Raw genomic sequence first — 17,999 nt, 5'->3', positions numbered from 1 at the left:
GGAAGCGAGTTTACAGGGGGCTTTGACCCACCGACAGAGCCTATCCAGTCACACGAGTCACTTCCGACACGCCGATCTTTTGCCCACAAAAGCGCCGTCACCTGCACAAACATGGAGTGTGATACTCATCACGTAGGTTTCGTTGTGGAAACTACGCATCAATGGGTCTACTATTCCCAAACATGACCATTTCCTCACCTTTGACGGACCTGTCCGATCTGACCGACGTCACCACCACCGCCGGCAAGATCGCCGACTTGAAGCGTCGCCGCGCGGAAGCCACCTACCCCATGGGCGAGAAGGCCGTGGAGCGGGTGCACGCCCAGAACCGCCTGACGGCACGTGAGCGCCTGGACTACCTCCTCGACGAGGGATCCTTCGTCGAGACCGACATGCTGGCCAAGCACCGCACCACCGACTTCGGCATGGGCAAGAAGCACCCCACCACCGACGGCATCGTCACCGGCTGGGGCACCATCGACGGCCGCGAGGTCTGCATCTTCTCCCAGGACGGCACCGTCTTCGGCGGCGCCCTCGGCGAGGTGTACGGCGAAAAAATGATCAAGATCATGGACCTGGCCGTCACCACCGGCCGCCCGCTCATCGGCCTCTACGAGGGTGCTGGTGCCCGCATCCAGGACGGCGCAGTCTCCCTCGACCAGATCGCCCGGACCTTCTATCAGAACATCCACGCCTCGGGAGTTGTCCCGCAGATCTCCGTGATCATGGGCGCCTCTGCTGGCGGCAACGCCTACTCCCCCGCCCTCACCGACTTCGTTGTCATGGTGGACAAGACCTCCAAGATGTTCGTCACCGGCCCCGACGTCATCAAGACCGTCACCGGCGAGGAAATCACTCAGGAGGAACTCGGCGGCGCCACCACGCACATGGCCACCGCTGGTAACTCCCACTTCACCGCCCAGACCGATGAAGAGGCCCTCGACTGGGTCCACGACCTGTTGGGCTTCCTGCCTTCCAACAACCGCACGGTTGCTCCCTACGAGCCCTTCACCGCTGACCAGGGCGCCGTCGGCGACAACATCACCGCCGATGATCTCAAGCTCGACGGCATCATCCCGGATTCGCCGACCCAGCCCTACGATGTCCGCGAGGTCATCGAGTGCCTCACCGACGACGGCGAGTACCTGGAGATCCAGGCCCAGCGCGCCGAGAACGTTGTCATCGCTTTCGGCCGCATCGAGGGCCAGTCGGTCGGCTTCGTCGCCAACCAGCCCTCCGTCTACGCCGGCTGCCTCGACATCGATTCCTCCGAGAAGGCCGCCCGCTTCATCCGCACCTGCGACGCGTTCAACATCCCCATCGTCATGCTTGTCGACGTCCCGGGCTTCCTGCCCGGCGCCGGCCAGGAGTATGGCGGCATCCTCCGCCGCGGCGCGAAGCTACTCTACGCCTACGGCGAGGCCACGGTCCCGAAGATCACCGTCACCACCCGCAAGGCGTACGGCGGAGCGTACTGCGTCATGGGCTCCAAGGGCCTCGGCGCCGACGTCAACCTGGCGTGGCCGACCGCGCAGATCGCCGTCATGGGCGCTGCCGGCGCGGTGGGCTTCATCTACCGCAAGGAGCTCAAGGAAGCCTCCGAGAAGGGCCTCGATGTTGTCGAGCTGGCCAAGTCCTTCGAGCGCGAGTACGAGGACCACATGCTCAACCCGTATAAGGCAGCCGAGCGCGGCCTCATCGACGCGGTCATCCTCCCCAGCGAGACCCGCGGCATGATCGCCCGCAATCTCCGCCTCTACCAGGATAAGAACGTCTCCCGCCCGGCCCGCAAGCACGGGAACATCCCGCTCTAAGAATTCGGCCGAGAAGTTTCCCCGCGCACCTCTTCATTGGGGTCCGCGGGGCCTTCTTTTCGCGGTACCTGCGCAACGACCTAGACTAGAGGACCATGACGACCACCTCCCCTGATCTCACCACCACCGCCGGAAGGCTCGCCGATTTGCGGGCCCGCCTGGCGGAGGCCGAGGCCCCGGTGGGAACCGATGCTGTTGAGGCCACCCATGCCGCCGGCAATCTAACCGCCCGCGAGCGTCTTCTCAGCCTCCTCGATGACGATTCTTTCGTCGAGACCGACGCCCTCGCCCGGCACCGTTCCGCAGAGTTCGGGATCGATAGCCAGCGCCCCCTCACCGACGGTGTGGTGACCGGCTACGGCACCATTCAGGGCCGCAAGGTCTGCGTGTTTTCCCAGGACGCGACTGTTTTTGAAGGCACTCTCGGCGAAGTGTATGGCGAGAAGATCATCAAGATCTACGACCTCGCCATCAAGACCGGTGTGCCCATCATCGGCATCCACGAGGGGGCTGGGGCGCGCATCGCCGAGGGCATTGTCACCTTGTCGATGTACTCCAGAATCATCGCCCGTTCCACCACCGCCTCTGGCCTCATCCCGCAGATCGCCATCGTGACCGGACACACCGAAGGCGTCCACGCGCTGGCGCCCGTCTTCGCCGACATCCTCGTCATGGTTGATGGCCAGGCCAGCCTCCACCTCGTCGCTGCCGACGTCGTGGAAAAGGTCACCGGCGCCCCGGCCACCCCGGATTCCTTGGGTAGTGCGCAGGTCCACTCCGCCACCTCAGGTACGGCGCACGCCACAGCTGCCAGTGACGCCGCCGCCCTCGAACTGGTTCAGGAGATCATCGGCTTCCTGCCCGCGAATAACCGCGCCGAGGCCCCCCGCGCCGAAGCCCCGGAGGCCACCGCGGCCGATGGTGAGCTCGACACCATCGTCCCGGATTCTGGCGCCCAGACCTACGACATTAGCGACATCATCCGCCGAATCGTTGACAATGGCGCCTTCTTCGAGTTGCAGCCGCACTACGCCACGAACATCATCACCGGCTTCGCCCGCATCGAGGGACGGACCGTGGGCATCGTGGCCAACCAGCCATCCGAGCTGGCCGGATGCCTCGACTCGGTGTCCGCCGAGAAGGCCGCCCGCTTCATTCGCACGTGCGATTCCTTCAACATCCCGCTCATCGAATTCGTCGACTCCCCCGGTTTCGTCCCCTCGGAGGGGGAGGAGCACGGCGGGGTCCTGCGCCGCGGCGCGAAGCTGGCCTATGCCTATGCCGAGGCCAGTGTCGGCAAGATCACGGTGATCACCCGCCGTGCCATCGGCGCTGCTTACGTCCTCATGGGGTCGAAGGATCTTGGCGCGGACCTCGTGTTCGCGTGGCCGACGGCGCAGATTGCGGTGGCGGAGGCTGCCGCGGCCGTCGATAAGCTCTCGGTGGATGAGGCGGACTACGCCGAGAAGTACCTCACCCCCTACCTGGCTGCGGAACGCAGCTTGGTGGACGCGGTGATCGAACCCTCGACCACCCGGGCGCGCCTCGTTGATGGCCTGCGCCTGTTGGACCGCAAGGTCCTCATGACCCCGCCGAAAAAGCATGGAAACATCCCCCTCTAAGGAGCAGAACGTGACCACAACCATGGAAAAGCCACTGTTTCGGGTCCTCAAAGGAAACCCGGATGCTACCGAGCTCGCCGCACTCACCGCCGTCATCGCGGGTCTGGCTAAGCGCCGCCCCGCTGAAGATTCCGGCGAGCGCAACCTGTGGGGCCGCCCGGAGGATCGCCTCCAGCGGACGACGTTGTACAACCCGAACGCGTTCCGCAACGTCACGTTCTACTAATGCAGCTGGTCCTCGCGTCAGCTTCGCCCTCGCGGAAGTTCATTCTCAACTCCGCGGGGGTTGAACCGATTCTTCATCCGGCCCACGTCGATGAGGATGCGCTGCTGACGTCGCTTATCGACGCCCCCGCCTCCCGCACCGTCGCCGCCCTCGCCGAGGCCAAAGCCCTCGCCGTCGCCGGCGAGTACCCGGCCAACACTGTGGTCATCGGCTGCGATTCCATGCTCCTGCTGGACGGGGAACTCCAGGGCAAGCCCCACACCGTCGAGCGCACCATCGAGCGTTGGCAGGCCCAAGCTGGCCGCAGCGCAGAGCTGCTCACCGGGCATTGCGTGGTCTACGACGGGCACACAGTCGTAGAAACCGCCTCCACGACGGTGCACTTCGCCGACGCCTCCCCCAGGGACATTGCCGCCTACGCCGCCACGGGCGAGCCCCTAGAGTGCGCCGGCGCGTTTACCCTCGAGGCCCTCGGCGGCTGGTTCATCGACCGCATCGAGGGCGACCCGTCCTCCGTGGTCGGGCTGTCCCTCCCCCTCGTGCGACGCGCCTTGTACCACTTCGGCTTCTCGGTATCGGACTTCTGGGACCGCTAGAAGAACTCCTTGATCTCGTCCCACAGCAGTGGCGCGAGACTCTCCCCGTAGGCCACGGAGAAATGGTTGCCGTCACGGTAGACGTAGACGTTGCCAATCACTCCCGGGCAGGTATCCCCCGGGCAGAACCAATCGGAGGTATCCACGGCTTTCATGTTGGGCAGTCGCCTGAGGTAGCGGGCGGCGGGATCGACGGGCGCATACGCCTGGGAACGAGGCTGGCCGCAGCCGTCCACATCCCCGGTCTCCGCCACGCACCGCGAGACCATGAACCCGGACCCATCCGGCTCCAGGAACCACGGATTATCCCGCAAGCCCACAAAGGGAATGTCTCGCTCAGCGAGGAAGTTCCACAGCGTGGGGTAGCTCAAGGGCACCTCGTCGAGGGAGCGACCCTGTTCAATGAGCGGCCGCGTCGACGTGGACATCACCAGATCAGGGCGATCCTCGTCGATCTTGCGCAGGACGGACTGGTTGAAGATCTGACATTCTTCGCTAAACACCCCATCCAGCTCTGTCTCGAAGGTCGGGCAAGACTGTCTGGTCAGCGGGATGACCCGGAAGCGATACTGCCACCCGAGCATGTCCAACGCGGTCGTCCACTGTTCCGCGTGCGAGCCACCAACGACGTAGACATCAAACCTGGCATCGGGATCACCCAGGACGCAGTCGTCCTCGCCCCGCTCCTCGACGGGCAACAAGGCAGGATCATCACCAAAGACCGACATGCACCCCCGGGTCCACGCAGGCGGATAGTACTCATGCACCACGGGCAGCTCCGGCTGGTACTCCTCCACCGGCGGCACCGGTTGCCCAGCCGTCGCCATCGCACCAGGGTACTGGCGGGGATCCAACCTCATCTGCCCAATATCATCAATCCGCTCCGCCCAAGCCTGCGGCACCGTCATCAGCATCGCCGTCAGCGCCACGATGAGCACCGCACCGATGGAGCGACCACGGGCGCTGAACTCCGTCTGTACCTGTTCCATGGCACCGGCCACCCTCTTTTCGCCCTGAACGGGGCGCTTGCCATGCTGGCGCAGCGGCACCTCCACAAAGCGGTGGGTGAGATCGGCGAGCAGCACCGAGACAGCAACGACTCCAACGCCGATCCAGATGCTCGAGTCATCCTCCCCGACATAGGCCAGCGCCAGGATAAGCAGCGGCCAATGCCACAGGTAGAGCGCGTAGGCGATATCACCGAGCCAGCGCATCCATCGATGCGCCAGAGCCTGCGCCAAACGCCCGTATCCCCCACCAGCAATGATGAGTACCGCGCCACCGATCGGATAGAGGGCGGCGGGCCCGGGGAAGGCCGAGGCACCATCAAAGATGAACCCGGTGGTGAGCACCATGGCCAGGCCAATCCACGTCGCCGCCACGCGCAGCCGGTTCGGCAGCGTGAGATGCGAACCGTAGAGCGCAAGCAACGCCCCCAGCGTAAGCTGCCACAACCGCGACCACGTGGAGTAATAGTTTAGCTGCTGATCGACGCCATGCAGCATCCACGCATAGATAAACGACGCAACCGTGACCACCACCAGCAGTGGCCCAACCAGCTTGGAGATATCCAACCCAGCCCGGCGCACCCAGATGACCAGCATCGCCAGGCCGATCGCCATGAGATAGAACTGCCCCTGCACCGCCATCGACCACAGATGCTGCAGCGGGCTGACGTACAGCGAGGCCGAATCGTAGGCCGCATCCTGGGTGGCCAGTTCCCAGTTTTGGTAATAGCCCAGGCTGGCCCACAGTTGCCGCCCCAGAGTCGTCGTGCGCAACTCGGGGGCCACCACGACCAACGCGGCGACAGTTCCAGCCAGCACCACCACCAGAGTGGGCACTAATCGGCGGATCGTCCGCCAGATCGGCCACCACGGATTGGCACTCGCGTCCGCGCGGCGGGCATAACGCAACTGCGAGCCGAGGAAAAAATAGCCCGACAGCAACAGGAACACATCCACGCCGCCTGACACCCGTCCGACGAAGATGTGGAAAAAGACGACGAAGGCAATCGCGATGCCGCGCAGGCCATCGAGGTCATAGCGGTAGGAAACGCTCCGTGGACGGATACGCTCCGCCTGAGCTGCCGCCACACCTGAAACCATGAGCCCTCATCTTCACTGCTGAAATGTCCCGTAACAGAAACAGACTACCCACTCGCCTGACTTCTCCAGACATCTCCGCATATGGTGGGTGGACATGGAACTCAATGACATGCTCGCACCGCCCCCAGTGACACTGCCTGCCGACCCAGCGGCCGACCTCGATCCGACCTCTGCGGCCGCCGCGTTCGCCCACCCCGACAGCCCCCTCATCTGGGCCACGCGCGCCGAACAGGCCCTCGCCGACGCCGCCAGCGATGAGGACAAGCTCGTTGCCTACGCCTACGCCCGCACCGGCTACCACCGCTCCCTCGACCGACTGCGCGCCAACAAGTGGAAAGGCTGGGGGCCCGTGCCGTGGGACCACGAGCCGAACCAACCCGTCCTGCGGGCCATTGCTGCGCTCGCACAAGCGGCCGCACTCATCGGGGAAACCGACGAGTATGACCGCTGCCGTCAGATGCTTTCCGACGCCGACCCCGGCGCCGTCGAGCGACTGCTGAACTAAGCCCTTCTTAGGCCTGAGTTGCTGCCACCTCCACACGGCCAATGGCTTCCTTGGCTACGAGTTCCTGGATGCCCATGTCCAGCTCGGAGGTGAAGCCGACGCAGGAGCAGTTGATTTCGCCGAGCACGTAGGTGTCGGAGCCGTCCTCGCCGTCGGCGAGCATGAAGTCGGCGGTCCAGATCAGCGGGATGTTGTCGCCGCCGAGCTTCTCCGCGATGACGGGGCGGGCGTCGGCGAACTGGTCGACGAGCTCCTGCCAGGCCTCGGGCTTGTCGTAGGTGTACTTGGCGCCGGAGAACAGCGTGGCGGAGAAGTTGTCGCCACCAGCGGCCGGCTTCTTGTGCACGACGAAGACGGGGTGCGGGCCGACGAGGAGGATGCGGATTTCGCCTTCGACGATGCGCGGCATGAAGCGCATGTCGACGAGCATGCCGTTGTCGCCGATGATGTACTGGTCGCAGAAGTCCATGAACTCGCCGAGCTCACGGATCTCGGTGTGGTTGTCCACGGCTTCGGTGGCCTTGAGCTTGGTGTCCAGCGGCAGGGCGGTGCCTGGTTCGACGGAGGCGGCGAGGTCTTTGTCTTCGAGCTGGACGCGCCAGATGCCGGAGCCGGTGGAGCCGCGGTTCTGCTTGAGCACGCGCTCGCCGTAGGACAGCGACGTGGGGAAGGTGTTGTGGAAGCTCTCCACGTCGTAGTACGCGGCGGTATCGGCCGGGACGAGGTCGGTGTCGTTGAGCTTGACCAGTGCATCCTTGGCGCCGTAGGCCATCATCTCTGCCGGGGTGGACATGCCGACGAGGCCCGCGTCGGAAAGACGGGTCAGCAGGTCGAAGTAGCCCTTCTCGCCGCCGGGGATGTTGCCGGGGTTGACGCGGGAGATGTATCCGCCGAAGTTTTCGGATACGTAAGTGAACAGGTCCTCGGTCCATTCGGGGCGGTAGAAGACGACCTCGGCGTCCCAGCCGGCCTCCTTGATGGCGTTGACGATTGGCATGGTGTCCCTGCGGTGACCGTCGATGTACTTGTCAGATCCGCCCTCGACCTCGAAGACGACGATTGCCTTGTTCACTGAAGTATTCCCTTTCGCGAGAAAACGTTGACGTGGACCACTCCAAAAAATAGCGGTTCATCTGCGATTTTAGTGCCTAGGAACTCCGCCCGTGGGCACGGGGGTATTGGAGTTACCAAAGACACACTCCCCCGCCCACCATGCCTCCCCCCACTCATAAGCACTAGTCTCTAAGTGAACCTCTCTGAGATCTGTCAATCGATCCCAGAAACGCACTGTAAGTAGACCGTAAGTAGAAAGGCGTCACCGCCGTGGCCACTCCCTTTGACCCGTATCCCCAGTTCCAGGAGTACGCCCACCCGGAGCGTCTGGTGTCTGCCGCCTGGCTTTCCGCCCGGCTGGGTAGCCCCGGTCTGCGCGTCGTCGAGTCTGATGAAGACACTCTTCTCTACGATATTGGCCACCTTCCCGGCGCGGTGCGCATCGATTGGCGCAATGATCTCAATGACCCGGTCACCCGTGACTTCATTGACGGTGAGGCTTTTGCTCGCCTCATGAGCGAGAAGGGCATTGGCCGCGACGACACCGTTGTTATCTACGGTGACCAGGCCAACTGGTGGGCGTCGTACACGTTGTGGGTTTTCGAGTTGTTTGGCCACCCGGACGTTCGACTGCTGGATGGCGGCCGTGATGCCTGGATGGCTGAGGAGCGCGATACCTCGTTCATGGTGCCGGATTACCCTTCTACTGATTACCCGGTTGTTGAGCGCGACGATGTCTCCTCCCGGGCGTTGGTGGAGGAGGTCCGTGGGGCCATCGACACAGATGTGCTTATCGATGTCCGATCGCCCGAGGAGTTTGCCGGCACCGCCGACGCCAGCTCGGCGCCCACCCTGCGCCGTGGGCACATTCCCACGGCACGAAACTTCCCCTGGGACACCACGGTTCACCCGAATTCGCGCTTCCGCTCCTACGAGGAGCTGATGGAGATCTACGCTGATCTCACGGGTGAGGATCCGACGATTCTTTATTGCCACTTGGGTGACCGTTCGGCCCACACGTGGTTTGTTTTGAAGTACCTCCTCGGCTTCACCAACGTCCGTAATTACGATGGTTCGTGGTCCGAGTGGGGCAATATGGTGCGGATGCCGATCGCCCTGGGAGAATAATTACTCCTCTGCCACCTGGGAATATGCCCCTCCCTAGCCCCTTTTTTGGCGCGAAACACCAGACCTGACGAAATGCTCACGTTTTTGTGTGCAAGAATAGTCTGCATGCGTTGCGCGGCCCCCTGCTGTTGGCCGGCTAGCGCGACCCACAATCGCAGCACATGAAAGGGATTTCCCAGTGGCAGTTGAGACCAAGAAGATCACGAAGGTCCTCGTGGCTAACCGCGGCGAGATCGCCGTCCGCGTGATCCGAGCCGCCAAGGATGCGGGCATCGCCAGCGTCGCCGTCTACGCCGAGCCGGACGCGGATGCTCCGTTCGTCGCCATGGCAGATGAGGCCTTCGCTCTCGGTGGGCAGAGTTCCGCCGAGTCCTACCTCGTCTTCGACAAGATTCTCGACGCCGCCGCGAAGGCCGGCGCTGACGCCATTCACCCCGGCTATGGCTTCCTCTCCGAGAACGCGGACTTCGCGCAGGCCGTCATTGATGCCGGTCTCATCTGGATCGGCCCGCCGCCGTCCGCTATCGCTGATCTGGGGGATAAGGTCACCGCTCGCCACATCGCGGAGCGCGCTGATGCCCCGATGGCTCCGGGCACCAAGGACCCGGTCGCCAACGCTGGTGAGGTCGTCGCCTTCGCCGAGGAGCATGGTCTTCCCATCGCCATCAAGGCTGCCTTCGGCGGCGGTGGCCGCGGCATGAAGGTCGCCTATGAGATGGGCGAGGTCGCTGAGCTCTTCGATTCCGCCACCCGTGAGGCCGTCTCGGCTTTCGGCCGCGGCGAGTGTTTCGTTGAGCGCTACTTGGATAAGGCCCGCCACGTCGAGGCTCAGGTGCTGGCTGATCAGCATGGCAACGTCGTCGTCATGGGTACTCGTGATTGTTCCCTGCAGCGCCGTTTCCAGAAGCTCGTGGAGGAGGCCCCGGCTCCGTTCCTCAGCGATGAGCAGCGCGCGGCTATTCACGAGTCCGCGAAGGCTATTTGCCGCGAGGCTGGTTACTTCGGTGCCGGCACCGTGGAGTACCTCGTCGGCGCGGATGGCCTCATCTCCTTCCTGGAGGTCAACACCCGTCTGCAGGTGGAGCACCCCGTTACTGAGGAGACCACCGGTGTGGACCTCGTGCGCGAGCAGTTCCGCATCGCGGAGGGCCAGGAGTTGCGCTTCACCGAGGATCCGACCCCGCGCGGTCACTCCTTCGAGTTCCGTATCAATGGCGAGGACCCGGGCAACAACTTTATGCCGGCCCCCGGCTCGGTCACCGAATACGTCCAGCCCAACGGCCCGGGCGTGCGCGTTGACTCCGGCGTGACCAAGGGTTCGGTCATTGGCGGCCAGTTCGACTCGATGCTGGCCAAGCTCATCGTCACCGGTGAGGACCGCGATCAGGCGTTGCAGCGTGCTCGTCGCGCGCTCGATGAGTTCGTCGTCGAGGGCATGCCCACGGTCCTCCCCTTCCACCGCCACATCGTTTCCAATGACGCGTTCATCGGCGATGGCGAGTCCTTCGAGGTGTACACCAAGTGGATCGAGGAGGCGTGGGATAACCCGCTGGAGCCCTTCGTCGATCCGGCTGATGTGGACGATGAAGACGAGGCTGTGCCCGCCCACAAGATCGTCGTTGAGGTCGATGGTCGCCGCGTGGAGATCGCACTGCCCGGTGATTTGGCATTGGGTGGCGGGGCCGCCCCGAAGAAGAAGGCCAAGAAGCGTCGTTCAGGCGGCGGAGGCTCGGGCGCATCGGGCGACTCGGTTGCCGCGCCGATGCAGGGCACCGTCATCAAGGTCAACGTGACGGAGGGCGCCGAGGTGACCGAGGGCGACGTCATCCTCGTCCTCGAGGCTATGAAGATGGAGAACCCGGTCAAGGCCCACAAGTCGGGTGTTGTCACGGATCTGGCTGTCGATGCCGGGGCGGGCGTGACCAAGGGTCAGGTCCTGCTCGACATCAAGTAGGCCGTACACGCTACAACCTCCCTCGATTGAGGGAGGTTGTGGTGTTTTAGAGGGCTTCGATCTTGTCGGTTGCCTCTTGCAGGATCTCAACGATCCGCTCGGTGTTGTCGTCGTCGGCGCCGCGCACGGCCTCCTTCAGGCGGCGAAACGCCGCCCTCCGTTCGCCATGTGGGCCGCCAGGTTGTTCTGGGTCACGGTAGGCGTCCAGAATATCGCCGTCGTCGGCTCGCTTATCGACGCTCTCTTGTCCCCGATCAGTCAAGGTCGCCAACTTGCGGCCGTCGTTGACGGTGATGGTAATGAGGCCTTCGTCTTCCAGCATGGCCAGGCGCGGGTAGATGGCTCCGGCGCTGGGGGTCCAGCGCTGCTCGGTGCGCTCGGCAATGGTGGAGATGATTTGGTAGCCGTGCATGGGCTGCTCCGCGAGGAGGGAGAGGATGACATTTTTCAGGTCTCCCCGACCGGCGCGACCGCCGCGCCCGCGTCCGTGGCCCCGGCGTCCGCGTCCGCGGTGCTCCCGATGCTCGTGGTGGGGGTGGTGGTGATGGTGAAACTCGCTCATGATTGTTGAGCCTTTCTCGTTCGATGTCAGGGGGCGTGTCCCCCTGCGACATCGCTAACGATATATCACTAACTGTCGACTGTCAACGATATATCGCTAATTCATTTTTTCGGCACGACCCGGGGCACCAACCGAACCAAGATCACCATGGCGACCAGCTCCACGAGCGTCTGCGTGACCACCACCGGCGCGACCCCCGGCACCGCCAGGGCCAGCGGCAACACGACGAGCGAATTCCTCGTCACGCCCGAAAAGACGAGCGCCCGGGTCGCGGGGACGTCTTGGCCAAAGAGCCGCCCCACGATCTTTCCCAGGGGAACCATGAGAGCCACGAACACCACATAGATGGGCACCACCCTGAGCATCGACGCCTCCACTCCCCCAATCTGCGAGGCGACGACGACCACCAACGTCAGCATCATCAACGGGACCATGAGCGCATTCATCGCCACCATGACCCTGTTCAGCTTGAGCCACTGCGTACAAGCCGCCAAGCCCAGCGGAATGACAATGAACAGGACCAGCGCCTCCAAGAAGGGCCCCGCCTCGATGAGGTCCGTCGGTCCGCCCAGCAGCCGCACATACACCGGAATGAGCAGCATCTGGACGGCCATGAGGATCGGAGCCGCCGCCAACAGGCGCTCATTCGCCGCGCCCGCCAACCCCGAGAACACAATCACGTAGTCAATGCAGGGCGCCAGCAACACCAGCAGCACACCCAGCAACAGCACCGGATCACTGGCGACAAAGCGCGACAGCGCGAAGACGACGACCGGGACCACCACAAAGTTGAGGATGAGCAGGGCGGTGAGAAACCGGACGTCGATAAGCGCAGCCCGCAGGGCACGCAACGGAACCGCCAGGAACGTGGCGTAGAGCAACGCCATGAGGACCGGATTGATAGCCGGGGTGACATCACCAAGCGGGGCGATGAGCACGCCAAGGCCCAACGCCACGATGAGCAGGGGGACCTGCCAGCGCTCCAGGAATGCGACCATAGGCTACGACCTTAGCCAAGATAGCCTCCCTACAATGGTGCCCATGTCTGACTTCCACCTGCGCCCCGCAACCGAATCCGACCGGACCTACCTGGAACGGCTGTTTCACCTGGCCGACGTGTGGGGTGATGAGTCCCAGGCCCCGGGCGAGGGCTACGCCGATGACCTGGCAATGTACGTCGATGCCTGGACTCCGGACCAGGGTGGCATCATCGCCTACCAGCAGCGCGTGCCTGCCGGAGGTCTGTGGTTGCGCTCGGGCACAGACCGTCGCCCACCCTACGGATTCGTCGCCGAGGACATCCCCGAACTAGCCATCGCGGTGGAAGCTGCTTTCGGTGGCCTCGGTCTCGGACGCGAGCTCCTCAATGCGGCCCTTGATCTCGCCCGCAAGCAAGGACGCCAAGGCCTATCGCTAGCAGTCGACGAAGGGAATGAACGCGCCCGGCGCCTCTACGAGAAGATCGGGTTCGAGGTGGCGGAAGAACGCCCCGAGCTGCACACGACCACGATGGTGACGTACTTCTAGACCCAGAAAAAGCCAAAGCGCTGTCCCCTCATGGGGACAGCGCTTTGCTGATGAGCTAGCCGATGACGACGATCAAGTCGCCGCCTTCGACCTTGGTGGCCTTGGCCAGGGCCAGGCGCTCGATGGTGCCGTCGACCGTGGCGGTGATGGTGGCTTCCATCTTCATGGCCTCGATGACCGCGATCGGATCGCCCGCCTTGACCTCGTCGCCCACCTGCACGGTGATGGAGACGACGCCCGCGAACGGGGCGGCGACGTGCCCGACCATCGTCGGGTCGGCCTTCTCCGCGGAGGCGGTGACGGACTCAGCGCTGCGGTCGCGGACCTTCATCGGACGGATCTGGCCATTGACGTTGGCAACGACCTGGCGCATGCCCTTCTCGTCGGGCTCACCGACGGCGTCGAGACGCACGACCATCGGCGGGGTCCCCACATCAGAGGCGAAGCGGATGATGCTCTCCTCGCCCTCCTCCAGACCGTAGAAGAACACGCGGTCTTCCAGGGCTTCGGTGTTGCCGTACTGGCGGCGGTGCTCGAAGAACTCCGCGGCCTGCTTGGGGAAGAGGAGGCGGTTGAGGGTGATGCGGCGCTCGTCGCGATCCGGGCTCTCCAGCTTGGCCTCGTCCTCGGGGTTGACCTCGACGAGGCCCTTGGTGCCTTCCCCGCGACCAGCCAGCGCCTTCTCACGCAGCAACGGCCAGCCTCCGGGCGGGTTGCCCAGGCCACCGCGGAGGAAGTCAATGACCGAGTCCGGGATGTCGTACTTCTGCGGGTCCAGCGCGAAGTCGTGCGGATCCACCCCAGCACCGACGAGGTGCAGGGCGAGGTCGCCGACGACCTTGGAGGACGGGGTCACCTTGGTCGGGCGGCCCAGCATCTCGTTGACGGCCGCGTAGTTGTCCTCGATGAGCTCGAAGCGGTCCTCCAGGCCGAGGGCCTTGGCCTGCGTGCGCAGGTTGGACAGCTGGCCGCCGGGGATCTCGTGCTTGTACACACGACCGGTTGGGCCGGGAACGCCCGCCTCGAAGGGGGCGTAGAGCTGGCGGACGGCTTCCCAGTAGGGCTCGAGGTCGGAGACGGCGTCGAGGGAGATACCGGTGTCGCGGTGGGTGTTGGCGAAGGCCGCGACGATGGCGGACAGCGACGGCTGGGAGGTGGTGCCGGCGAGGGGGGCGGAGGCACCATCGACGGCGTCGGCACCTGCCTGGGCAGCGGCGTAGTAGGTGGCCAGCTGGCCACCTGCGGTGTCGTGGGTGTGGACGTGGACCGGCAGGTCGAACTCCCGGCGCAGCGCGGAGACCAATTTGGCAGCTGCCGCAGGACGCAGCAGGCCAGCCATGTCCTTGATCGCGAGGATGTGAGCACCGGTGCCAACGATCTCCTCGGCCAGCTTGAGGTAGTAGTCCAGCGTGTACAGGTTCTCATTCGGGTCGAGCAGGTTGCCCGAGTACGCCATCGCAACCTCGGCGACGGTGTCGCCGGTCTCCAGGACGGCGTCGATAGCCGGTCGCATCTGCGAGACGTCGTTGAGGGCGTCGAAGATGCGGAAGATATCGATGCCCGAGGATGCGGCCTCTTTGACGAAGGCGCGGCATACCGAATCCGGGTACGCGGTGTATCCGACGGTGTTGCGACCGCGGAGCAGCATCTGAATGTTGACGTTGGGCATAGCCTCACGCAGCATGTCCAAGCGCTGCCACGGGTCCTCGAAGAGGAAGCGCATGGCGACGTCGTAGGTGGCACCGCCCCACGCCTCTACCGACAGCAGCTGCGGGGTCAGGCGTCCGACGTGCGGCGCGGCAGCCACGAGTGCCGAGGTGCGCAGGCGGGTGGCCAGCAGCGACTGGTGGGCATCACGGAAAGTGGTGTCCGTGACGGCCAGGGCATCCTGCTCGCGCAGGTGCTTGGCAAACTTCTCCGGCCCCAGATCACGCAGGAGGTCGCGCGAACCGCGCGGCATCGGGCCGTCGTTACGCGGCGGCAGCTTCTTCGCCGGACGCACCTTGGTCGGGCGCTTGCCGTGCGGACGGTTAACGGTCACATCGGCCAGGTAGTTAAGGATACGACCCGGCTCATCATCAGCCGGCGGGGCCGACAGCAGGTGAATGTGGTCGTTGATGAAGTTGGTGGAGATGCGGTGGTGCTGGAAGTCATCCTCGCGCAGCAGCGCGCGGAGGAAGCCGATGTTGGTGGCCACGCCGGAGACGGTGAACTCATTGAGCGCGCGCTGGGCGCGAGCCACGGCAATCTCGAAGGTGGCACCACGGCAGGTCATCTTGACCAGCATGGAGTCGAAGTTCGGGGAGATCTCGCCGCCGAGGGACGCCGCGCCGTCGAGACGCACACCCGCGCCGCCCGGAGAGCGGTACGCGGTGATGGTGCCGGTATCCGGGCGGAAGTTGTTGGACGGGTCTTCGGTGGTGATGCGGCACTGCAGGGCCGCGCCGTGGAGCTTGATCTTGTCCTGGGTCAGGCCGAGTTCCTTGAGCGTGGCGCCAGCGGCCAGGTTCATCTGTGCCTTGACCAAGTCGATCGAGGTGACTTCCTCGGTGACGGTGTGCTCGACCTGGATGCGCGGGTTCATCTCGATGAAGACGTGGTTGCCCTTCTCATCAACGAGAAACTCGACGGTGCCGGCACACTGGTAGCCGATCGTCTCACAGAACTTGACGGCATCCGCGCAAATCTTATCGCGCAGCTTCGGGTCAAGGTGCTGCGCCGGGGCGATTTCCACGACCTTCTGGTGGCGGCGCTGGAGGGAGCAGTCGCGCTCGTAGAGGTGAATAACGTCGCCCGTGTGGTCGGCGAGGATCTGCACCTCAATGTGCTGCGGATTAATCACGGCCCGCTCGAGGTAGACGTGTCCGTCACCGAAGGCGGCCTCGGCCTCGCGGGAAGCCTCGGCGGCCAGCTGGGCCACGTCCTCGGGCTTTTCCACGAAACGCATGCCACGTCCGCCGCCACCGGCCACTGCCTTGACGAAGATGGGGAAGGTGAAGTCCTTGGACATTTCGACCAATTCGTCGATGTCCACGGAAGGCTCGGAGTCCTGCAGGACCGGCAGGCCCGCCTTCTTCGCCGCTTCCACCGCCGCAGACTTATCACCAGTCAGGTCAAGGACTTCCGGAGGCGGGCCGATGAAAGTGATGCCGTTCTCGGCACACTCACGAGCCAGCTGGGCGTTCTCCGAAAGGAATCCGTAGCCCGGGTACACGGCATCCGCGTGCGACTTCTTGGCCGCGCGGATGATCTCATCGATATCGAGGTAGGCCTTGACCGGGGAGCCCTCGGTACCGATGCGCACTGCCTCAGAGGCGAAGGACCGGTGAAAAGAGTTCCGGTCTTCGACTGGGTACACCGCGACGGTGGAGGAACCAGTTTCAAAGGCGGCGCGGAATGCACGCACGGCGATTTCGCCGCGGTTGGCGACGAGTACCTTCTTGAATGCTGGCGGGATGTAAGTAGCCACGTTGGAGTCCTTTCCAAGCATCATGCCGGGGTGGGCGGCATGCGGGAATTATTGGGGTGCAGACAAGAGCACAGTCTCTCGCTACTCCACATTAATGCAACAGGTGATTTCTGATTCGGGTGAGCTCAAATAGCTAAAACGGGGGTAGTCCGGCTATTCGTCAGTGGTCTGACCATAAAAGCATAATCCCACGACCAGTCCCCGTCATGGAGACCGGGACATTTGGCCGTGGGATCCTCTGCGAAGCAGGTAAAGCGGTGAAAATTAACGCTCCGCGATGGGGGTAACCTCGCGCTGTTCCGGGCCGACGTACTCAGACAGCGGACGGATCAGCGAGTTGCCTTCGAACTGCTCCACGATGTGCGCGGTCCAGCCGGCGATACGGGCGACGACGAACAGCGGGGTGAAGAAGTCGACCGGGAAACCGAGGAGGTAGTACGCCGGGCCGGCCGGGAAGTCCAGGTTCGGCTTGATGCCGGTGCGAGTATCCATGGCGGCAGCCATGTTCTCGTACATCTCGACCCACTTCGCGCCGTCGTGGCGGGCGGCGAGCTCACGGAGAGACTTCTCCATGCTCGGGACGCGGGAGTCACCCTTCTTGTACACGCGGTGACCAAAGCCCATGATGAGGTCCTTGTTGTCGAGTGCGTTGTTGACCCACTCGGTTGCCTTCGCCGGGTCCTCGATCTGCAGCATGGTGTGCATGACGAACTCGTTGGCGCCACCGTGCAGCGGGCCCTTGAGGGCACCGATCGCGCCGGTGATGGCGGAGTACACGTCCGAGCGGGTGGAGGTGATCACGCGCGCGGTGAAGGTGGAGGCGTTGAAGGAGTGCTCGGCGTAGAGGATGAGGGACTTTTCAAAGTCGCGCACATCATCTGGGTTGGAGGCCGGGGAGTCCGGGCCGGTACCGAAGACCATGGCCAGCAGGTTCTCCGCGACGGACTTGTTGGAGTCCGGGGCGATGATGTCCTTGCCTTCGCGGCGGCGGATGTCCATGGCCAGCACCATCGGCAGCTGGGCGAGGAGGTTGTGGCCGACGTGGGTGATGTGATCGACGTCGGGGGTGAAGTGCTCCGAGTCCTTGGTGCCCATGTAGGACACGGCGGTGCGCATGACGTCCATCGGGTGGCAGTCTTTGGGCAGGGAGTGGATGAGGGCGATGAGGCCCGCATCGAGGCAGCGGTAGGACCGGCCACGGGTGGTGAACTCGGCGAGTTGCTCCTCGTTCGGCAGCTCACCGTTCCACAGGAGGTAGAAGACCTCTTCAAAGGAGCAATGCTCCACGAGGTCCTGCACGGCGTAGCCACGGTAGGTGAGAGAGTTGGTTTCCGGCATCACCTTGGACACGGCGGTGTAGTCGGCGATGACGCCGTAGAGACCCTTGCGGACATCGGGATTGTTGTTCTCGGACATGGTGCTCATCCCCTTTCGA

14 protein-coding genes are annotated in these 17,999 nt (G+C 64.0%); 8 read left to right on the top strand and 6 right to left on the bottom strand.

The annotated features are described in order from the left end of the window. Positions 1 to 182 precede the first annotated feature (182 nt). From CTEST_RS02820 to CTEST_RS02805, 4 genes are all read left to right on the top strand, one after another. Positions 183 to 1,814: an acyl-CoA carboxylase subunit beta gene (locus tag CTEST_RS02820; RefSeq protein WP_047252452.1), complete on the top strand. Its 1,632-nt coding sequence runs from the start codon at positions 183 to 185 to the stop codon at positions 1,812 to 1,814. A 95-nt stretch (positions 1,815 to 1,909) separates the two neighbouring features. Further along, a complete protein-coding gene (locus CTEST_RS02815; protein WP_047252451.1) occupies positions 1,910 to 3,436 on the top strand; it encodes an acyl-CoA carboxylase subunit beta in 1,527 nt (508 codons plus the stop codon). A gap of 10 nt (positions 3,437 to 3,446) precedes the next feature. Next, positions 3,447 to 3,662: an acyl-CoA carboxylase subunit epsilon gene (locus tag CTEST_RS02810; protein WP_376701792.1), complete on the top strand. Its 216-nt coding sequence runs from the start codon at positions 3,447 to 3,449 to the stop codon at positions 3,660 to 3,662. Further along, on the top strand, positions 3,662 to 4,258 hold the full coding sequence (locus CTEST_RS02805) for a nucleoside triphosphate pyrophosphatase (RefSeq protein ID WP_047252449.1): 597 nt from the start codon (positions 3,662 to 3,664) through the stop codon (positions 4,256 to 4,258). The genes CTEST_RS02810 and CTEST_RS02805 overlap by 1 nt, the downstream gene beginning before the upstream one ends. Here the strand turns inward: CTEST_RS02805 and CTEST_RS02800 are convergent. Beyond that, the gene (locus CTEST_RS02800; RefSeq protein ID WP_047252448.1) at positions 4,255 to 6,366 is read right to left on the bottom strand and encodes an acyltransferase family protein; all 2,112 of its coding nucleotides are present in this window, start codon (positions 6,364 to 6,366) and stop codon (positions 4,255 to 4,257) included. The genes CTEST_RS02805 and CTEST_RS02800 overlap by 4 nt on opposite strands. Before the next feature lie 94 nt (positions 6,367 to 6,460). On the opposite strand from CTEST_RS02800, the gene CTEST_RS02795 reads away from it, so the two are divergent. Beyond that, positions 6,461 to 6,871 (top strand): DUF3151 domain-containing protein, encoded by a 411-nt coding sequence (locus tag CTEST_RS02795; RefSeq protein ID WP_047252447.1) that lies wholly within the window; start codon positions 6,461 to 6,463, stop codon positions 6,869 to 6,871. Between the two features lie 7 nt (positions 6,872 to 6,878). Here the strand turns inward: CTEST_RS02795 and CTEST_RS02790 are convergent, their stop codons facing one another. After that, entirely contained in the window at positions 6,879 to 7,943 is a 1,065-nt protein-coding gene (locus CTEST_RS02790; protein WP_047252446.1) for a Cj0069 family protein, read from the bottom strand. Between the two features lie 251 nt (positions 7,944 to 8,194). Here CTEST_RS02790 and CTEST_RS02785 point away from each other — a divergent pair, with 251 nt between their 5' ends. Both CTEST_RS02785 and CTEST_RS02780 read left to right on the top strand, forming a co-directional pair. Then, positions 8,195 to 9,052, top strand: coding sequence for a sulfurtransferase (locus CTEST_RS02785; protein WP_047252445.1), 858 nt, complete (start codon positions 8,195 to 8,197; stop codon positions 9,050 to 9,052). Between the two features lie 178 nt (positions 9,053 to 9,230). Further along, positions 9,231 to 11,006 carry an acetyl/propionyl/methylcrotonyl-CoA carboxylase subunit alpha gene (locus tag CTEST_RS02780; protein WP_047252444.1) on the top strand — a complete coding sequence of 592 codons (1,776 nt, stop codon included), beginning with the start codon at positions 9,231 to 9,233 and terminating at the stop codon, positions 11,004 to 11,006. A 46-nt stretch (positions 11,007 to 11,052) separates the two neighbouring features. On the opposite strand, the gene CTEST_RS02775 is transcribed toward CTEST_RS02780, so the two are convergent. Both CTEST_RS02775 and CTEST_RS02770 read right to left on the bottom strand, forming a co-directional pair. Then, positions 11,053 to 11,568 (bottom strand): PadR family transcriptional regulator, encoded by a 516-nt coding sequence (locus CTEST_RS02775; RefSeq protein WP_083985400.1) that lies wholly within the window; start codon positions 11,566 to 11,568, stop codon positions 11,053 to 11,055. A gap of 101 nt (positions 11,569 to 11,669) precedes the next feature. After that, on the bottom strand, positions 11,670 to 12,566 hold the full coding sequence (locus CTEST_RS02770) for an arsenic resistance protein (protein ID WP_047252442.1): 897 nt from the start codon (positions 12,564 to 12,566) through the stop codon (positions 11,670 to 11,672). 43 nt (positions 12,567 to 12,609) lie between these two features. On the opposite strand from CTEST_RS02770, the gene CTEST_RS02765 reads away from it, so the two are divergent. After that, complete coding sequence (locus CTEST_RS02765; protein ID WP_047252441.1) at positions 12,610 to 13,095, top strand: GNAT family N-acetyltransferase; 486 nt, start codon at positions 12,610 to 12,612, stop codon at positions 13,093 to 13,095. Positions 13,096 to 13,150: 55 nt separating this feature from the next. On the opposite strand, the gene CTEST_RS02760 is transcribed toward CTEST_RS02765, so the two are convergent. Next, a complete protein-coding gene (locus CTEST_RS02760) occupies positions 13,151 to 16,585 on the bottom strand; it encodes a pyruvate carboxylase (RefSeq protein WP_047254172.1) in 3,435 nt (1,144 codons plus the stop codon). A 243-nt stretch (positions 16,586 to 16,828) separates the two neighbouring features. Then, positions 16,829 to 17,980, bottom strand: coding sequence for a bifunctional 2-methylcitrate synthase/citrate synthase (locus tag CTEST_RS02755; protein WP_407919235.1), 1,152 nt, complete (start codon positions 17,978 to 17,980; stop codon positions 16,829 to 16,831). Between the last annotated feature and the right edge of the window lie 19 nt (positions 17,981 to 17,999).

The organism is Corynebacterium testudinoris (assembly GCF_001021045.1).
Lineage (GTDB): Bacteria > Actinomycetota > Actinomycetes > Mycobacteriales > Mycobacteriaceae > Corynebacterium > Corynebacterium testudinoris.
The sequence above is the reverse complement of the archived record's forward strand: the minus strand, read 5'-3'. Positions and strand labels throughout refer to the sequence as shown.